This window comes from Anoxybacillus kestanbolensis (genome assembly GCF_001996285.1).
GTDB lineage: Bacteria > Bacillota > Bacilli > Bacillales > Anoxybacillaceae > Anoxybacillus > Anoxybacillus kestanbolensis_A.
In genome coordinates this window covers 117,712-136,977 of record NZ_MQAD01000001.1, presented here as the reverse complement: position 1 = coordinate 136,977, position 19,266 = coordinate 117,712, and the positions used below count along the sequence as shown (strand labels likewise).

19 protein-coding genes and 1 pseudogene are annotated in these 19,266 nt (G+C 41.2%); 14 read left to right on the top strand and 6 right to left on the bottom strand.

The window, feature by feature from the left end; genetic code table 11:
* The first annotated feature begins 178 nt into the window (after positions 1-178).
* From BO219_RS00695 to BO219_RS00650, 9 genes are all read left to right on the top strand, one after another.
* Positions 179-382 (top strand): hypothetical protein, encoded by a 204-nt coding sequence (locus BO219_RS00695; protein WP_077427762.1) that lies wholly within the window; start codon positions 179-181, stop codon positions 380-382.
* Positions 369-671 (top strand): DUF4212 domain-containing protein, encoded by a 303-nt coding sequence (locus BO219_RS00690; RefSeq protein WP_077427760.1) that lies wholly within the window; start codon positions 369-371, stop codon positions 669-671. The genes BO219_RS00695 and BO219_RS00690 overlap by 14 nt, the downstream gene beginning before the upstream one ends.
* Before the next feature lie 26 nt (positions 672-697).
* Positions 698-2,347, top strand: coding sequence for a sodium:solute symporter family protein (locus tag BO219_RS00685; protein ID WP_077427758.1), 1,650 nt, complete (start codon positions 698-700; stop codon positions 2,345-2,347).
* A 53-nt stretch (positions 2,348-2,400) separates the two neighbouring features.
* Positions 2,401-4,236, top strand: coding sequence for a DUF294 nucleotidyltransferase-like domain-containing protein (locus BO219_RS00680; protein ID WP_077427756.1), 1,836 nt, complete (start codon positions 2,401-2,403; stop codon positions 4,234-4,236).
* Positions 4,237-4,247: 11 nt separating this feature from the next.
* A complete protein-coding gene (locus tag BO219_RS00675) occupies positions 4,248-4,910 on the top strand; it encodes a 3'-5' exonuclease (RefSeq protein ID WP_077427754.1) in 663 nt (220 codons plus the stop codon).
* 525 nt (positions 4,911-5,435) lie between these two features.
* The gene (locus BO219_RS00665; RefSeq protein WP_077427752.1) at positions 5,436-6,986 is read left to right on the top strand and encodes a fatty acid--CoA ligase family protein; all 1,551 of its coding nucleotides are present in this window, start codon (positions 5,436-5,438) and stop codon (positions 6,984-6,986) included.
* Positions 6,987-7,093: 107 nt separating this feature from the next.
* Entirely contained in the window at positions 7,094-8,080 is a 987-nt protein-coding gene (locus BO219_RS00660) for an ABC transporter substrate-binding protein (RefSeq protein ID WP_077427750.1), read from the top strand.
* Positions 8,081-8,094: 14 nt separating this feature from the next.
* Entirely contained in the window at positions 8,095-9,069 is a 975-nt protein-coding gene (locus tag BO219_RS00655; protein WP_077427748.1) for an ABC transporter permease, read from the top strand.
* Entirely contained in the window at positions 9,035-9,829 is a 795-nt protein-coding gene (locus tag BO219_RS00650) for an ABC transporter ATP-binding protein (protein WP_077427746.1), read from the top strand. Before BO219_RS00655 ends, BO219_RS00650 begins: the two co-directional genes overlap by 35 nt.
* A 260-nt stretch (positions 9,830-10,089) precedes the next feature.
* Here BO219_RS00650 and BO219_RS00645 read toward each other — a convergent pair whose 3' ends face one another.
* The 3 genes from BO219_RS00645 to BO219_RS14710 form a co-directional block, all read right to left on the bottom strand.
* Complete coding sequence (locus BO219_RS00645) at positions 10,090-11,310, bottom strand: EAL and HDOD domain-containing protein (protein ID WP_077427744.1); 1,221 nt, start codon at positions 11,308-11,310, stop codon at positions 10,090-10,092.
* Between the two features lie 22 nt (positions 11,311-11,332).
* Positions 11,333-11,491: a response regulator transcription factor gene (locus BO219_RS00640; RefSeq protein WP_226373733.1), complete on the bottom strand. Its 159-nt coding sequence runs from the start codon at positions 11,489-11,491 to the stop codon at positions 11,333-11,335.
* 407 nt (positions 11,492-11,898) lie between these two features.
* A complete protein-coding gene (locus BO219_RS14710) occupies positions 11,899-12,615 on the bottom strand; it encodes an HD-GYP domain-containing protein (RefSeq protein ID WP_226373731.1) in 717 nt (238 codons plus the stop codon).
* A gap of 551 nt (positions 12,616-13,166) precedes the next feature.
* Here BO219_RS14710 and BO219_RS00630 point away from each other — a divergent pair.
* Entirely contained in the window at positions 13,167-13,511 is a 345-nt protein-coding gene (locus tag BO219_RS00630; RefSeq protein WP_226373730.1) for a helix-turn-helix domain-containing protein, read from the top strand.
* Between the two features lie 33 nt (positions 13,512-13,544).
* Here the strand turns inward: BO219_RS00630 and BO219_RS14705 are convergent.
* From BO219_RS14705 to BO219_RS00620, 3 genes and pseudogenes are all read right to left on the bottom strand, one after another.
* A pseudogene (locus tag BO219_RS14705) lies at positions 13,545-14,081 on the bottom strand (methyl-accepting chemotaxis protein); the annotation flags it as partial.
* A gap of 163 nt (positions 14,082-14,244) precedes the next feature.
* A complete protein-coding gene (locus tag BO219_RS14970; protein ID WP_256368117.1) occupies positions 14,245-14,367 on the bottom strand; it encodes a hypothetical protein in 123 nt (40 codons plus the stop codon).
* Between the two features lie 131 nt (positions 14,368-14,498).
* Positions 14,499-15,089, bottom strand: a complete 591-nt coding sequence (locus BO219_RS00620; RefSeq protein ID WP_077427738.1) for an SCO family protein — start codon at positions 15,087-15,089, stop codon at positions 14,499-14,501.
* 143 nt (positions 15,090-15,232) lie between these two features.
* Here BO219_RS00620 and BO219_RS00615 point away from each other — a divergent pair, with 143 nt between their 5' ends.
* The 4 genes from BO219_RS00615 to BO219_RS00600 all read left to right on the top strand — a co-directional run bounded on the left by BO219_RS00615 (position 15,233) and on the right by BO219_RS00600 (position 19,265).
* Positions 15,233-16,480, top strand: coding sequence for a M48 family metallopeptidase (locus BO219_RS00615; RefSeq protein WP_077427736.1), 1,248 nt, complete (start codon positions 15,233-15,235; stop codon positions 16,478-16,480).
* A 218-nt stretch (positions 16,481-16,698) separates the two neighbouring features.
* Positions 16,699-17,979 (top strand): isocitrate lyase, encoded by a 1,281-nt coding sequence (gene aceA, locus BO219_RS00610; RefSeq protein ID WP_077427734.1) that lies wholly within the window; start codon positions 16,699-16,701, stop codon positions 17,977-17,979.
* A gap of 99 nt (positions 17,980-18,078) precedes the next feature.
* On the top strand, positions 18,079-18,597 hold the full coding sequence (locus tag BO219_RS00605) for a competence protein ComK (protein WP_035019777.1): 519 nt from the start codon (positions 18,079-18,081) through the stop codon (positions 18,595-18,597).
* Between the two features lie 65 nt (positions 18,598-18,662).
* Positions 18,663-19,265, top strand: a complete 603-nt coding sequence (locus BO219_RS00600; protein ID WP_077427732.1) for a TVP38/TMEM64 family protein — start codon at positions 18,663-18,665, stop codon at positions 19,263-19,265.
* Position 19,266 lies beyond the last annotated feature (1 nt).

Sequence of the window (19,266 nt, the reverse complement as noted above, 5' to 3'; positions counted from 1 at the left end):
TTTTGTTATAATACAGAATAAAAAATTTTGAAAATTTTTTGAACAGATGCTTGACGATGAAATGAAAAGTGGAGATAATATGATTGTGTTAGAATTTTCTTAAAATTTAGCAGTACATACTAGGAGGTAGGGAGGGCTAAAAGAAAATGATAACGCTTACAAAATAGGGGGGAGTTGTTTGATTGCATTTTACCTCATCTTAGCCATTACAATTGCGAGTTTGTACGTTGCTTTTCGTAAACAAAAGCCTTTCTTTTTACTCATTCCATTCTTGTCAGTCTTCGCTTACTTTTTATTTGAAGTCATAACGTTCCCAGCACCATTTTTAGAAACGGTCAAATTTATTTTTAACTTGGGGGTGTGTTTGTTTGAAACAAATTGACAAAAAAGTGGCGGATGCGTACTTCCGTGAGCGTGTGTGGTTAATTGTTATTTTTTTGATTATTTGGTTTATTGTGTCGTTTGGCGTCGTTATGTTCGCGGAGTCATTTAAAAATATGACGTTTAACGGTTTCCCATTCCATTACTTTATGGGAGCACAAGGAGCCGTTGCGACGTTTATCATCTTATTGTTTATTAACGCAAAAGTAAGTGACAACATTGATAAAAAGTACGGCATTAGCGAAGAGAAAAACGAACAACTAAGCGCAGGGAAAACACTTGATCATTAAGAGAACAAAGGGGAAGGGGGAGCAACATGGACACACAATTTCTCGTGTCTTTATCCATTATTATCGCATCATTTGCGTTATATATCGGGATTGCAATTTACAATAAGGCGAAAGAAACGTCTGATTTCTACGTCGCAGGTCGCGGCATTTCTCCATTTTCAAACGGTATGGCGATTGCGGCGGACTGGATGAGTGCGGCATCCTTTATCGGTATGGCCGGTACGATTATGTTGTTAGGCTATGACGGTCTTGCATACATTATGGGGTGGACAGGTGGATACTTATTATTGACATTTTTACTTGCCCCACAACTTCGCAAATACGGTCGTTATACGGTACCGGAGTTTATCGGCGATCGTTTTGAAAGTCATACGGCTCGCGTAATTGCAGCGCTCTGTACGATCATTATTTCATTCGTTTATTCGATCGGTCAGCTATCCGGCTCGGGCGTCGTTATCGGACGTTTGCTTGAGGTAGATGCAAAAGTCGGTACGATGATCGGTGTTGTATTAATTGCGTTTTATGCGGCGTTTGGCGGAATGAAAGGAATTACATGGACGCAAGTAGCGCAATACGTCATTTTAATTATCGCTTACTTAATTCCGGTCGTTTTCATGTCGCTTCAATTGACAGGAAACCCGATTCCGTGGCTTTCTTACGGAAAAATTGTCGGTCAGTTTCAAGAGTTGGATCAGCAATTAGGCATTTCACAGTATGCAGAACCATTTTTGAATGGTAGCAAATGGCAGTTTCTCGCTCTTATGTTTACATTAATGGCTGGAACAGCGGGTCTACCGCACGTCATCGTTCGTTTCTATACGGTATCAACGATGAAAGCAGCCCGTTGGTCAGGGGCATGGGCACTTTTATTCATCGGGTTGCTTTACTTATCAGCGCCTGCGTATGCCGCATTTTCACGCTTCATCCTAATTAAAAATGTCGTCGGTCAAAAGATTAGCGAATTGCCAGCATGGACAGAAAAATGGATTAACACAGGGAAGTTGCAAATTGCGGATGCAAATGGCGACGGTATTTTACAATGGCAAGAGATGGTCATTAGCAACGACATCGTCGTTATGGCGACACCAGAAATCGCAAATCTTGGCATGTTTGTTATCGGCTTAGTCGCAGCTGGAGCGATGGCGGCAGCATTATCAACAGCAGGAGGTTTAATGATTGCTATTTCATCGTCATTTGCACACGACATTTATTATCGTATTTTGCGCCCGAACGCATCGGAACAAAATCGCTTGCTTGTTGCACGCATCTCGATTGCGGCAGCGACGGTGTTAGCTGGTTTAGTCGCTTTAAATCCTCCGGGCGTGATTACACAAATTGTTGCATGGGCGTTTGCGATTGCGGCAAGCACGTTCTTCCCGGCGCTTGTCCTTGGTGTATGGTGGAAACGTTCAAACGCTGCTGGTGCCATTGCAGGAATGCTTGTCGGTTTAGCCGTTTCACTAGGCTACATTTTAGCAGCGAAGTATGGTGGCTTTTCAGTTGCAGGAATTGTTGATACAGGGGCAGGAATTTTTGGAGCAGTTGCGGCCATGTTAGCGAATGTCGTTGTTTCATTAATGACGAAAGAACCTTCACAGTCTGTTCAAGAAGAAGTGTATGATCTTCGTTATCCAGAGCAAATGACATACAAAGACGGTCAAGTGTGGATGAGATAATGTGTTCGGCATCTGTATATACAGATGCCGTTTTTGTAAGGGAGGGGATATTGATGCATCCATTATTTCAGGGATTGCCACAATCCGAAATCGAACAGCTTATCGCTGAATGTGAACGAAAAACGTTTGAACAAGATGAGATGATTTTAGGGAAAAATGAGCAGCGTAAAGGGCTTGTGTTGTTGCTTGATGGGGTGGCGGAAGTATATGTTGAGCATGAAGGATATGACGAAGTGCTTGAAGTGGTGCAAAAAGGAGGAATTATCGGATTTTCAAGCTTAGCCCATTTTTTAGGTGTATCGAAAAGCGATGGAAAAGAAGAGCTCGTTGCGGTACGGGCGGCGGAACGATGTGAAGTGCTTGTCATGCCGTTTTCCGTGTTAACACGGTTATGGGATGATCCGAACGTACATGACTATTTACTTGCGCAGGTGTGTGTTCGTTTAAAAGATGTATATGTGTCGCTTGCTGAGCAAATTAAGCAAGCGCGTAAATTCGGGGACGCTACATCGTTTGTTGTTCCTGTGCAAGATGTTATGATTCGCGACGTTGTGACCCTTCCGTTGACGGCAACCGTACAAGAGGCGGCGAAAAAAATGGCGGCGGCTCATATTAGTTCGATCGTCGTGACAGATGAACAAACGTTATGTGGAATTTTAACGGAAACGGATCTTGTCGAGCGTGTGCTAGGACAATCGCTTCCGTACGATACGGTTGTTGAACGGGTGATGACAAAAGATGTCGCGACGATTTCGCGATTTGCGTATTATTACGATGCGCTTGCGCTAATGATTGAACGTGGGGTGAAACATTTGCCTGTTGTAGATGACGGAAAAGTGCAAGGTATCGTGACGTTTTCTGATTTAATGCGAAAGAAAAACGAAAGCATGATGCGGACCATTCAACAAATCGATCATGCAGATGAACAAACGTTGCCAAAAGTGAAAACGGCAATTTACGAGTTGTTAGCAACGATGTTGCGCGATCAAGTGCCGATTGCCCAATGTTTACATATGATTACGAAACTGTATGATCGACTCGTATTGCGTTGTTTGTCGTTAGCGTTGGACAGAGTAGGGGAGCCTCCATGCCGATTCGCTTTTTATCAAATGGGATCAAGTGGCCGAGGAGAGCAGTTTTTACTGACGGATCAAGATCATTTTCTCGTGTATGAAAGCGAGGAGCATCGTTCGTATTTTGCGAACCTTGGCAAGGCGATTGTGCACATGATGGAGAAAGCGGGATATGAGCGATGCAAAGGAAAAATGATGGCGAGCGAAGAGGCATGGCGCGGTTCATTAGAGACGTGGAAAGACCGATTGCGTGAATGGATGATTCATGCGACAAACGACAATTTGTTGTTGGCACAAAACTTTTTTTCATATCGATTTGTATATGGGGATATGGATTTGCATCGCACGTTTGAACAACAAATTCGCGAGCAGTTAAACCGAGCGAAAATTTTCTTTTTTCGGCTTGTGGAGATGGAAAAGCAAAATGAAATTCCGACGCTTGACCGCCCGATTCGTTCGATTTTTGGACTTGAGCGGAAAACGATTGATATGAAAAAAGAAGTGCTATTTCCGTACCACCATAGCGTGCAAATTTTAGGATTAATTCATGGCATTGTATCTGGCACGCCGTTTGAGCGAATTGAGAAGCTAAAGGAGAAACACGTGTTGTCCCCATCGTTTGCAAAAGATGTGCAAAAAGCGGCAGAAAACGTGCTAGCCATTTACATTCGCCATAAATGGAATCACTACAAAGCAAATCAACCGTCTTCGTCTGTTTTATCGTTTACGACGATGACGACGCGTGAAAAAGATGAACTCATTTTAAGTTTAAAAACGTTAAAGCAACTACAAGCGCAATTATTTTCTTATTTTTAAGGGGGATGATGATGTTTTTTTTACGCAAGGCGATTGATTATAAGTTAAACGACAATATCCCGTTATCGACACCAATTGATGACGTTGTTTTTACAGTTTTTGATACAGAAACGACGGGATTTCATGTGGCGACAACGGATCGGTTAATCGAAATCGGTGCGGTGCAAGTAAAAGGAACGAACGTGCTGGAGAACGAGACGTTTCATACGTATGTGAACCCAAATCGTGATATTCCACCCGTTATTGTTGAACTGACGAATATTACAAAGGAAAAAGTTCAGCATGCGCCGATGGCAATTGAAGCATTGCAACAATTTTTCCAGTTTGTTGAACAAAAACAAAGTGTATGCTTTGTCGGTCATTACATTTCATTTGATTTATTTGTGATGAAACACGAATTGCGCCGTGAAAAAATGAAATTTCACAAGCCGACATTTATTGATACGCTCGATTTAATCGGCTTTATTGCACCGTCATATGATATGCGCGATTTAGAGCGATATGCCCAAGCGTTTGGCACACGTATGTATGAACGTCATTCGGCGATCGGTGATGCGCTTACGACTGCGTATTTATTTGTGGAGCTATTAGAACAATTTCGTCTGCGCGGTTATCGAACGTGGGGAGAGCTGTTGCGCGCCACAGATAGCCAAATGCGGTCGTTGTCGTTTTAACAAGGGGTAAGTCCCCTTTTTTATTTTGGTAAAATATAAATGATAGAGAGGTAGATGTCTATGAGAGATAAAACATACCTTCGTATTTTTAGGAACAAGGAGAGGATTAGCATGTTTAATCATGTGTTTAAAAGCAATCGCAATCTTAATCATAAAATCTTTATTGAGTTAGATGAAAGACATTTTGATAAAAACAGCTTGATGCACGCTGTTATCCAACATTTAAAAAGTGAAGGAAAGCAATGCGAAATATCGATGTGAACACGTTATTGCTAGACGGAAAAAAGTATCATTTATACGAAACAAACATGGCCGCTATTGCCCGCCTGTACAACGGGCAATTTTAATTGAAAGCGACTGAGTCACCTATAGCAAGCTTGCTGTTCATTGGTTGTGAATAGTAAGCTTTTATTTGTTTTTAAAAGATGTCTCGCTTGCCTGTTTTTTTATTTTAAAATATAATACATTTAGAATTTTTTTAATTTTAAAATGAATGATCATTCATTCACTAAAGGGGTGGGGAAGATGAATTTAGTTTCACGGTTACAGCAAATTGCTACGGAGAAGCCAAATAAGCAGGCGTATATGTTTGAGCAAACGTCTGCAACGTACGGTGAATTAAACGGAGCGATTATGAAGTTTGCGAGCGGGCTCGCAAAGCTTGGAGTAAACAAAGGGGATCATGTGGCACTTTTGCTAGGCAATTCACCGTATTTTATTGTCAGTTTGTATGGTGCCATGCGTGCAGGGGCGACAGTCATTCCGATTAACCCAATTTATACGGCGGATGAAATTCATTACATTTTAACGAACGGCGATGTAAAAGTTGTCATTGCGCTTGATCTTGTCATTCCGACGCTTATGAAGCTTGACGGACGCTTGCCAAATGTCGAGCACATGATCATTTGTGAAACACCGCAAGGAAAAGAACACGGGATCGCTGTGCCGGCAAAAATGAAATCGTTTACAAATGTGCTGGCGATAGGTGATGTGCCGTTCTTCGGGCCAGAGCTTCACGATGATGATGTGGCGGTCATTTTATATACATCAGGAACGACTGGAAAACCAAAAGGAGCGATGTTAACGCATAAAAATTTATACCGTAACGCCCAAGATGTCGCGGACTACTTAAAAATTAATGAAGATGATCGCGTCATTGCAACGTTGCCAATGTTTCATGTATTTTGTTTAACGGTTGCGCTCAATGCGCCGCTTATGAACGGCGGAACGGTGCTGATTCTCCCGAAATTTAGCCCAGCGGAAGTGTTTAAAGTAGCGCGTGAACAAAAAGCGACGGTGTTTGCAGGCGTACCGACGATGTATAACTTTTTATATCAGTATCCAGACGGAAAAGCGGAAGACTTTGCACATATGCGTCTATGCATTTCAGGCGGTGCGTCAATGCCTGTTGCATTATTGAAAAACTTTGAGAAAAAATTTCATGTCATCGTTTCCGAAGGGTACGGTTTATCGGAAGCATCACCGGTGACGTGTTTTAATCCGCTCGATCGTCCGCGTAAACCGGGATCGATTGGGACGAGCATTATGAACGTGGAAAATAAAATTGTGAACGAATTAGGAGAGGAAGTGCCGGTCGGCGAAGTAGGTGAACTGATCGTACGCGGTCCGAATGTGATGAAAGGATATTATAAAATGCCGGAAGAAACGGCGCATACGATTCGAGATGGATGGCTGTATACAGGCGATTTAGCGAAAATGGACGAAGAAGGATATTTTTATATTGTTGATCGAAAAAAAGATATGATTATTGTTGGGGGATACAACGTATATCCGCGCGAAGTGGAAGAAGTGCTGTATAGCCATCCGGACGTTGTTGAGGCTGCGGTCATTGGTGTGCCTGATCCGAATTTTGGTGAAGCGGTAAAATGTTATGTCGTAAGTAAAAATAAACAATTGACAGAACAACAGCTGATTGCTTATTGTAGCGAACATTTGGCAAAATATAAAGTGCCAAGTTCAATCGAATTTTTAGACGAGTTACCAAAAAATACGACAGGAAAAATTTTAAGACGCGCGTTAAAAGAGCAAGTCATTTCTCAAAGCGGTGCGATGTAAGCACCGTTTTTTTATTTATTTTTTTATAATTTACTTGATATTTAGAAAATATATTTGTATAATTTAACGCATAAAAGCATAACAGCAAAAAAGTAAGGGGGATACGAATGAAGTGGTTGAAAACGTGTGGAGCGCTGCTGCTTGCCGGTGGTGTGCTAGCAGGATGCGCTGGAGAGAAAACGACGAAAGAAACGAGTGGGGAAAAAGAAAAAACATATAAAGTCGGCGTGACGCAAATTGTTGAACATCCATCGCTTGATGCGGCGTTTAACGGATTTAAAAAGGCGCTTGAAGAGAAAGGATTAAAAGTCGAATACGATGTGCAAATTGCGCAAGGAGATATGAACAATAACCAAACGATCGCCAACAACTTTGTGGCAGATGGCGTCGATTTAATTTTCGCCAATTCAACGCCGAGTGCGCTTGGTGCATTAAATGCAACGAAAGATATTCCGATCGTTTTTACGTCTGTGACGGATCCGGTTGGCGCGAAACTTGTACAGTCGATGGAACAGCCGGGCGGAAACGTGACAGGAACGACAGACACACATCCAGATGCGATTCCAAAAACGGTGCAATTTATTGATCAATTTGTCGATGGGAATCGCGTCGGGATGATTTATAACGCTGGTGAACAAAACTCCGTCGCGCAAGTGGATGCGGTGAAAAAAGCGATGGAGGGAACCGATTTAACGATCGTACCTGTGTCGGTGTCGACGTCGTCGGAAGTGAAGCAAGCAGCGGAATCGTTAGTCGGCAAAGTAGATTGTTTTTATGTTATTACAGACAATACTGTTGTTTCTGCACTTGAATCCGTCATTCAAGTTGCAAACGATCAAGACATCCCGCTTTTTGTTGGGGAGTTAGATTCGGTCAAACGTGGTGGTTTTGCGGCATACGGATTTGACTATTATGATATTGGCTACGAAGCGGGTGTGATGGCAGCTGACATTTTAGAAGGGAAGAAAAAGCCATCGGAACTTCCGGTGCAATATCCACAAAAATTAAAACTTGTCATTAATAAAAAAGCGGCAGAAGAGATGGGGATCACGTGGCGTAGTGAATGGGATAGCATGGCGGAATTTATTGAATAAAAAGGATGGATCGTATGATTACAGCATTGTTTAGTTCTGTCGAAGCAGGATTGTTATATGCGCTTATGGCGCTTGGTGTGTATATATCGTTTCGCATTTTAGATTTTCCTGACTTGACGGTGGACGGAAGTTTTGTGACGGGAGCGGCCGTTGCTTCCGTCCTTATCGTCGCTGGCGTCAATCCGTTTATTGCTTCGCTTGCAGCGCTTGGGGCGGGTTTTTTCGCAGGATGTATGACAGGTCTTTTGCATACGAAAGGGAAAATTAATCCGTTATTGTCAGGCATTTTAATGATGATCGCTTTATATTCGATTAATTTGCGCATTATGGATAAACCGAACGTCCCGCTTTTGCAACGAGAAACGGTCATGACAATCATTACGAAAGCGTTTCAACGTTTCGACCAAGCGTTGGCAACGGTTATTCCTTTCGTTCCGAAAACGTGGGGAATTGTCGTTTTTGGGATGTTGTTAGTTGTTATAGTGAAAGTTGTTATTGACTTATTTTTAAAAACAGAAGTCGGTTTGGCGCTTCGCGCAGTCGGGGATAATAAAAAAATGATTGCTAGTTTTTCAGGGAATACCGACCGCTTAACGATCATGGGACTTGGGCTTTCAAATGCGCTTGTTGCATTTTCGGGCGCGCTCATTGCGCAATATAGCGGCTTTAGCGATATCGGCATGGGGATCGGCATGATCGTCATCGGTTTAGCGTCGGTCATTATTGGGGAAGCGCTATTTGGGGCGAAAACGATTGTACGGGCGACGCTTGCAGTCATTTTCGGAGCCATTGTATACCGTATCGTCATTACGTTGGCGTTGCGCGTCCAATTTTTAGAAACGGGTGATGTGAAGCTCATTACAGCTTTGATCGTCATTTTAGCGCTCGTCGTTCCGCAAATGATCGCGGCGCGTGCTGAAAAACAACGAAAAGCGAGAAAGCGGGGTGCAGCGGTTGCTTCAACTCAAGCAGATTACGAAAGTGTTTAACGAAGGAACGCTCGATGAGAAAGTGGCATTAAAACATATTGATCTCTCGCTTCAGCTAGGCGATTTTGTCACCATCATCGGAAGCAATGGGGCAGGAAAATCGACGTTGATGAATATTATTTCAGGAAGACTTGTCCCTGATACCGGTGAAGTGATGATTGACGGGAAAGATGTGACGACGATGAGCGAACACGATCGCGCCCGTTACATCGGTCGCGTCTTTCAAGATCCGATGGCAGGAACCGCACCGAATATGACGATTGAAGAAAATTTAGCGATAGCCTATAACCGAACAACAAAGCGGACGCTTCGTTTCGGCGTGACGAAAAAGCGGCGTGAATTTTTTAAAGAAGCGCTTGCAACACTTCAGCTTGGGCTAGAAAATCGTCTGCATGCGAAAGTGGGGTTATTATCTGGCGGAGAACGGCAAGCGTTGTCACTTTTAATGGCGACGTTTACGCAACCGCATGTGCTCCTGCTTGACGAGCATACGGCAGCGTTAGACCCTGCACGCGCTCAATTAATTACCGATTTAACGAAACAAATTGTTGAAACAAATCACCTAACGACCCTAATGGTGACGCATAATATGGAGCAAGCTGTCCAATTAGGAAATCGGCTCATTATGATGGATGGTGGGCAAATTATTTTTGAAGCAAGTGGAGAAGAAAAGAAAAAGTTGACTGTTGAAGTGCTTCTCCAAGAGTTTCAGCGCATTCGCGGTAGCCAATTTGCGAGCGATCGCGCTGTGCTTGTATAAAAAAATCCCCGAGTTACATCGGGGATTTTAATGTGTGAACGATTTGTCGTAATGATGCGATCGTGTTTGGTAGTTGTTCAAGCGATATCGGTCGGCTAAAGTAAAAACCTTGTAGCTGTTCGCACTGTTTTTCGATTAAAAATTGCGCTTAATGTAGATTCGTGACGTAGGCGGATGGTTCTCCACTTCGAGCTCCTCCTTTTATATAGAAAAATAGAATATATGTCTATTATTGTCGAAAGATGTTGGTTTTTCAATACTTATAAGTTTACCCATCCACTTTGGATTTGCACGATCCATTCGATGCTTTTTTGATAAGTGGCGAATGCTTCAGATGTAGGGATGTTTAGTGCCTTCGCTAATTGTTTCGTTTGCTCGTTATCGTTTGTTTCGAGTGAGAGAACGAGCTCAAATAAAGAGGAATACAGTGGATGACGCCCCTCTAATGCTTGTTGAATAATTTCATCGACATGCAGCTCTTCCAATACGTCATGCAAAGACCGATCCAATAGTAGATGGAAAGAAGAACAGATGCCCATAAAAAACAGCATCTCTTTTTCATCACTTAAACCAATGAAATGAGCAAGTTGTTCAAGTGTTTTCGCTCTTAATAAGCTGTTGACAATGACCTCATTTTTGAACGGCTCGTTCGGCTGTTGAAATGCGAGAACGGTCAACCAGCTTTTTAAATGATTTGTTCCAAGCAAAATCGCCGCATGACGAATCGATTTAATTTTTGGGGAAGAAGATAAGAAAAAAGAATTTACTGTTTTGAGTAAACGATAAGTTAATGAAGGATCGTGTTCAATCGTTTCAACAAGTTCTTCAAAATTTAATTCGTTTTTATTTAATTGTTTTAACAAAGAGAAATAGGAATTGTGCGACATTTTTGGAAGAGATTTCTCTCTCACGACAATTGGCTTACTGAAAAAATATCCTTGGAAATATACGAACCCGTTTCGCATTGCCTCGTCTAATTGTTCGCTCGTTTCAATTTTCTCTGCAAGTAAATGAATATGGTGAGATTTAATGACAGAATCGTATAGCTTATAATTATTGGATTGAGAAAAATCGACCTTAATAATATCGATATAAGGAAATAAAGGAATGTATTGGTCTAAAAAGATGAAATCATCTAACGCAATCATATATCCTTCTTTCTTTAACTCTTTGCAAATTTGTAAGAGCTCATATGAATATGGAATCGTTTCAAGTATTTCAACAACGATTAAATTTTTTGGGAAATGAAACGGGATTCGCTTTTTTAATAACGTTTCTGTGAAGTTAATGAAACACCGAGTTCCGTTCGTTAGCTTGTCAATTCCAATGTTCATAAAGCTATTGATTAGCACGTCCATTGTCGCTCTATTTCCGTCTAACGCGTTATAAAAGTTTTTTTCTCCGCTTCGGTAAAACAATTCATAAGCAACGACCTCGTAATTTTTGTTAAAGATAGGTTGTCTTCCTACAAAAATATCCATGATGCTCCCCCGAATGACAAAATTATAAAAGATGACTGAACTTTGCAATTAACTGTGAACGACGTTTGACATCCAGTTTTTGAAACACATGGTTAATATGATTTTTAATCGTATGTTTGCTCAAAACGAGTTCGTCCGCGATTTCTTGATTGCTGTACCCTTTTAGTAAAAGGAAAAATATTTGCCTCTCCCTTTCTGATAGTTGTTCAACTTCTTGGGCGAGTTGTTGCTCGCTATATTTTTTTGAATGATAAGCGTAAGTATTTCAATTAAGCATTCGACGTACATATGATTGTCTGGATGGTATGGATGGGAAATAAGCAAACGAACAGAACTATCGTTTGTGCCTGTTTGAATAGGATAAACGATCCATGACGTTGAATTGTAATGTACTATAGTCGTCTCTGACATACTAAAAATATGTCGCTTAATCATAGATTCGTTTTTATAAAAAAATATTTGACATCTTCTGATGAGCAGCTCGAGAAAATGAACGAGTCGTTTTAAATAAGTTTGTACAGTCCAATGGAGCGTCTCCTTTCTATATAGACAAGAAAAAAGCGATCCGAAGTGTTTAGCTTCTTATCGCTACATTAACATATTTGTTTTTTTTGTTAACAATAAATTCATCACATTCATAATTTTGGCATCCCACTTTGTCCCGCTTTCTTTTAATAAAGTTTCAATTGCTTCCATTTTACTTTTACTTTTTCGATACGGTCTAGATGAGGTCATAGCATCGAATGCATCTACGGCTGAGATGATTTTTGCTAGCAAAGGGATCTCATCTTGTTTCAAACGGTTAGGATATCCTGTTCCGTCTACATGTTCTTTATGAAATCGAATGGCGTTTAACAATTCTTCATTTTCCGTTCTTAATGTCGTTTTGGCTATAAAGTAGCTAATGTTCGGATATTGTTGAATAAATGAAAATTCATCTTTAGATAAAGGTTCTTTTTTTAATAAAATATAGATAGGTATACCTATTTTTCCAATGTCGTGAAGAAGGGTAGCTTGATACAAGCTATGTAGCTGATGATCGTTAAGACCGAGATATCCACCAATTCTCAAACAATAATTTGCAACGCGGTGAGAATGTTCAACAATGTACCGATATTCATCATTTTCTTGTCCAATTGTATGCAACAGCAAAAAAATTTTATATGCATTGAACGTGTGAACGGGAGAGGAAAATTCGTCAATATAAACGTTCGGAATATAGTCGTCCGCGATTTTTTGCTGCAAGGAATTGATCGTGTGCGTTATATGCTTTGTCGTCATATAACTAATAAATAAGTAAAACATTATCAAAGCTACTAAAAAAGAATGGAGGAGTACAAAAAACATCGCTCGCTTGAATAAACGAGTGATACACGCTCAATATGTACATTACGTACATAAAGGAGATCGAAACGACGCCTACTCCATAATGAATTAGTTTTTTAACATGCGATAAATACAAGAAATCGGTTGCAAACAAGGCGCTTCGATGTCCGTATGATAAAAAGTCATATACGTCATGCTCATTTTTTTCTTTTTATTAGGACACGATTTTCCTAGTGTATTTTAAGAATACAGAAAGGAATAGAAGAATAACGATCAGCCAAGAGATGACGATGTAAAAAGTTTTAGAAACATTTGTTTATATTAAAAAGCACATGATCGACGTATAACAACATATGACCCGCGCGCTGATGGTACGTTTTGCACGAGCATAAACGTCCACGAATCCACCGTCTTGTTGTGGTTACGTAAAACGAAGAAAGGTTTATTTGACTACCATTATAGTTTCTTTTTAGGAACTTTTCAATAAAAAAAATCCAAAAAAGAAACAAAACATGAAGGGAGTGGTGAATGTGAATGATATAAAAGCGATCATTAGCGAGAGAATTAAGCAACGTTTAAAACAACTCAATTTAAAGCAAAAAGATTTAGTAGAACAAACAGGTCAGTCTAAGAGCACGATTAATAAAATTGTGAATGGGACGGTAACCCCGCGTGTAGATTTGCTTATTCCGATCAGTAGAGTGCTAGATGTATCTATCGATTGGCTCGTTGCAAATGAAAAGGAAGTGGAACATGGAGGGAAAATGGAAGAGGAAATTATAAATATGTTGCGACAAGTGGATGAAAAGAAAAAAGTACGTATTTATTTTATTATTTTGTATATTTTAGTATTGCTAAATGATAAAAAAAAATAGTAAAGTGATGCGGATAGTTGAAAAGGGGTCCCGTTATTTTTGGGACTCCAAAGTAAAGCGCTCGATTAATTGTTGCAGCTGCACAGCGATGCGAGCAAGCTGTTTGGCGGATGCATCAAGCTGTTTAGAAATATTCGTTTGTTCATCGACTGAATGCGTCGCCTGAACGATTTCAGCTTGTACATCTTTAGCCGTTTCAACAATGTTTTCAAGCGAAGCAGTCACTTGTTCCACGCCAGCTGACATTTGTTCTGTTGCCGCTGATATTTCTTGAATTTCTTCCGATACGACATCTGTTTTTTGGACAATTCGTTCGAAAGCTTGCGCAGTGTTCGTAATGATTGCGCTGCCTTCTTTTATATCTTCCGCTCCTTGTTTTGTGACTTCTGACACTTCTTTTACTTGATGTTGGACATGCCCGATGAGCTCGTTTACTTGTTTCGTCGCTTCATCTGCTTGTTCAGCTAACTTTCACACTTCTTCGGCGACAACAGCAAAGCCTTTTCCTGCTTCTCCAGTACGTGCTGCTTCAATCGCTGCATTTGATGCGAGTAAATTCGTTTGCGACGAGCTGTTGCAAAAACGCTACTTCAAAATCAACGCCGACGATCCCTAAAATTCATTTGTTGTCGGATCGATGAGCGGCAAGGTGAGCGCGTAAGCAGCACGTCTTTGCCGTCAATTGCATACGTGTATGGCTCAAATAAAATGGGCTTTTTCGTTTGTTTTGGTACTAAATATAATCTCCGTTCCCTTCTTTATCGTAGTCACGGCTCGCTTCAACGATAATTTTTCCATCGCTGCGGACGACGTACGGAACGAAGCGGCCTGTCCCGTCGTGCGCTTCTTTGTTCACGTAGTTTTCATCTTTTCCATCGAGTGCGTTTGGTTCCCATAGCGTATAAATGCCTAATAACTGCTCATTTCTTCTGAATTAGAAAAAAAGACTCATTCTTATTCATCATACAAAGGGAACGAAAAAAGAGGCTATTTCGCCTCTTTGAGAATACGTTTATACACTTTCTCTTTATCAAACCCTTTTTCGCCCATGCCGAATGTGTCAATGACGCGGTTGTTTTCGTCTAAAAAGTATGTGAGCGTTGTATGAATAAGCATGCCGTTGCCGGGATCGCGGTATAAGAAGTTAAACGCGTCAGCTACTTTTTTTGTATCTTCTTCATTCCCACGTAAAAAAATCCATCCTTCGTCATCGCTTTTTACTCCGAACATGTTCGCATATGTTTGCATCACTTGTTGGGTGTCGCGTTTCGGATCGATCGTAATCGTAATAAATTCAACTTTCGTTTTAAACAAACCGTCTTTTTCGAGCTGTTCTTTTAATTGTTTCATTTGAAATGACGTACTTGGACAAATGTCTGGACAGTTTGTGTATACAAATTCTAGTAGACGTACTTTCGGTTCCATGTTATTGAATGAATACGGTTTTCCCCACGCAGTTTCCATCGTCACGTCTTTTGGAAACTCCATTTGATCTTGGCGGTAGTAAGAAAAATAAAAGATGCCTATACCAATACAAATCGCAAGTAAACTAAAAAAGCCAATATATAGTTTTCTCAACGTGTATCCCTCCCACTTTCATCATACATAATCAACGTGCCAATGAGGAGAATGGGACGTGACAATTATTTGAATTTTTTCGTTGTTCTAAATGGCAAATGAAAAACTAAACTAATAGTAATCATGGACAAGGGGGAAGGGCAATGAGAAAAATCGCTTTTTGGACGTTGTTCCTTTATGCAATGTATGCGCTCTTTTTTGCGTTTTATTTATTTCAATGGACGGACTCATCCATTCCAGCACAATATAAAGGAACGAGCGCTGATCCTGCGACGTTTTTAACGAAGAAAGAATTAATGCTTGCTGAACAGTTTTCGGAAGTAAAAAACTTTTTATTTTTTTTATCTGTTCCATATGAGTGGGTCATTTATATTTTTGTGTTGTTGTTTGGTTTGTCAGCCCGTTTTCAACAGTGGGCGGAGGCGACGACGAAACGGAGGTTTATGCAAACGGCGATTTACGTCTTTTGGTTATCGCTTCTTGTACAAGTCGTGACGTTTCCGCTTAGCTATGCAAGTTACTACATGGCGAAAATGTATCATATTTCAACCCAAACGTTTTCGAGTTGGATGCGTGATGAACTGATTGATTTTTGGGTGAACTATGCGATCATGGTTGTCATTGTGTATGTATTATATACGCTTATGCAAAAATTCGAAAAGCGATGGTGGGTGTATGCGTGGCTTTGTTCCATTCCGTTTACGCTTTTTTTAACGTTTATTCAGCCAGTTTTTATCGATCCGCTTTATAACGATTTTTATCCATTAAAAAATAAACAGTTAGAAGCAAAAATTTTAGCGTTAGCTGAGAAGGCAAACATTCCAGCCGACCACGTATTTGAAGTGAACATGTCGGAAAAAACGAATGCGTTAAATGCTTATGTAACGGGCATTGGCGGCAATTCGCGCATCGTGTTATGGGACACGACGCTTGAGCGGTTAAGCGAAGATGAAATTTTATTTATTATGGCGCATGAAATGGCGCATTACGTCATGAAACATATTTATTGGGGAATTGGGTTATATATTGTTGTGACATTTGTCGGATTGCTGTTGACGAATCGATGGATGAAGCGTATGATGAAACGATTTGGGACACTTTGCCGCATTGAAAAATGGAATGACCTCGCTTCTTTACCGATGTTTTTACTATTGATTTCGCTATTAAGTTTTACGGCAAGCCCTGCGATGAATGCTATTTCCCGTTATGAAGAGCATGCGGCGGACAAGTATGCGATTGAACTGACGAAAAATAAAGAAGCAGCGATCTCGACGTTTCAACAGTTGACTCGCTCTAGTTTAAGCCAAGTGCATCCACCTTATCTTGTCAAACTGTTTCGTTACAGTCATCCGACCATTTTAGAGCGCATTATTTTTTTAGAACAAAAGTAGGAAAGGTGAAATTTTTTTGAAAAAAATTCATAAAAATACTTTCTTTTCTGAAAATTGTGTTATATAATAAAAACGTCGAAAGGAAAATGTGTATTATAACAAGAAGGGTGGGAGATGTATCAAAGCTCGTACATAGAGAAAAGAGCGTCACAACTTTTTTGGGGGTCATATGTACGGAAACAGAGGGGTTACGATAAAAAAATTAAGGGGGAGAGAGCATGTTTGAAGAACGTGTGAAACAATTAGAAGAAAGTTGGCAATTGGATGAACGGTGGAAGGGCATTACGCGCCCGTATAGCGCAGAGGATGTCATTAAGTTGCGCGGTTCGCTTGATATTGAATATACGCTAGCGCGTCGCGGAGCGGAAAAGCTTTGGAACTTATTAAATACGGAAGATTACGTACATGCGCTTGGGGCGTTAACAGGAAATCAAGCGGTGCAACAAGCAAAGGCTGGTTTAAAAGCGATTTATTTAAGCGGTTGGCAAGTGGCGGCAGATGCGAACTTAGCCGGTCATATGTATCCGGACCAAAGCTTATATCCAGCAAACAGCGTGCCGCACGTTGTAAAGCGCATTAATCAAGCGCTTCAACGGGCTGATCAAATTCAATATGTGGAAGGGAAAGAAGATATCGACTATTTCTTGCCGATCGTTGCCGATGCGGAAGCAGGATTTGGCGGCCAATTGAACGTCTTCGAACTGATGAAAGCGATGATTGAAGCAGGAGCAGCAGGCGTCCACTTTGAAGACCAATTGTCTTCTGAGAAAAAGTGCGGCCATTTAGGCGGAAAAGTGTTGCTTCCAACGCAAACAGCGATTCGCAACTTAATTGCGGCGCGACTTGCGGCAGATGTCATGGGCGTCCCAACCGTATTAATTGCGCGCACAGACGCGAATGCAGCTGATTTAATTACAAGCGACATCGACCCGCGTGATCAACAGTTTATTACAGGAGAGCGTACGCCAGAAGGCTTCTTCCGTACGCGTGCCGGCTTAGACCAAGCGATTGCGCGCGGATTGGCATATGCACCGTATGCTGATTTAATTTGGTGCGAAACGAGCGAACCGAACTTAGAAGAAGCGCGTCGTTTTGCGGAAGCGATTCATGAAAAATTCCCGGGCAAATTGCTTGCATACAACTGCTCGCCTTCCTTCAACTGGAAGAAAAAGTTGGACGACGAAACGATCGCCAACTTCCAAGTGGAGCTCGGAAAAATGGGCTACAAATTCCAATTCGTTACGTTGGCTGGTTTCCACGCGCTCAACTACAGCATGTTTATGTTAGCGCACGGCTATCGCGATCGCGGCATGGCGGCTTACTCCGAATTGCAACAAGCGGAGTTTGAGGCAGAAAAATATGGCTACACAGCTACACGCCATCAACGTGAAGTCGGAACAGGTTATTTTGACGAAGTATCGCTTGTCATTACGGGCGGTCAAGCATCAACTGTGGCGCTAAAAGGCTCGACAGAAGAAGAACAATTTACAGGTGCATAAAATAACATCCCCTCGAAAAAAACGAGGGGATTTTTCATGAAAATTCCGTATATTTATGGTATAATATTGTCGAAATGTGTATATAAGGGAGGGAGCGGTATGCTCATCGTCGAGCATCTATATTTGACGCGCTATACGATGGGGCTTTTTCCGTTTTTTCACGATAAGCAAATGTGGACGAAAGTGTTAGAGGAAGATGGAGAAATTATCGTCAAACAAAAGCCGATGGAAATTATTGAGCAAAGTTGTTTGTATTATGGCGCAAGTTTAAGAGGAAGAAAAGATGGAGCAAGACATATTATTGGCACTTCGCATAAAGCACCGATTGCAGTTGAACCAACGAACGAAATTTTCTTTTTTCCAACGATTTCCCCAATGAATCCTCAATGTGTATGGCTATCGCATTTACATATTCGTCATCATGAGCATGTTCAAGGTGGAAAAACGCGCATTACGTTTTCAAACGGAACGATCGTCGAGCTATGTATTTCACATCATTCATTCATCAATCAGCTACATCGCACTGCACAGTTACGGACAAAAATGAACGAGCGCATCGAAGCGCGCGAACGGAAAATGATGTATTTACTATACTTAAGGGAAAAGGAATGGTCGTAACAGTTTTCTCTTTTCCTCTAAACTTGTACAATATAATCATGAGCACGTAGCAAAGGGGTTACTGTATGAGTTTAGAGGAATTAAAACAATGGTTTACGATAAAACATATGCTTGACATGTTAGCGGAATATCGTTCATTTGGTGTGATTCCTGGCATCGTCTTGCCAATGGCGGAAGCATTTTTACCGTTTTTGCCGCTCTTCGTATTTGTCATGGCAAATGCGGCAGCGTTTGGCCTTTGGAAAGGATTTCTTATTTCATGGATTGGGACAAGTGTCGGTTCACTCCTCGTGTTCCTCCTTGTTCGAAAAATCGGGAGGCAGCGCTTTTTTTCTTTTTTACATCGCCACCCGACGATTCGCCGCATGATGCATTGGGTGGAGCGCCGCGGTTTTGGTCCGCTCTTTTTACTGCTTTGTTTTCCGTTTACACCATCGGCAGCAGTCAATGTTGTGGCGGGGTTATCCGGCATTGCGATGCAACAATATATGTTAGCGATATTGTTTGGAAAAATGGTGATGGTATTTATGATTAGCTTTATCGGTTACGACGTTGTAGCGCTTATTCGTCAGCCGATGCGCACGGTGTTTGTCGCTGTTGTCATTTTTCTTTTATGGTACATCGGAAAAAAAGTCGAGCAACGTTTTGCATTGCACGACGGAAAATAAG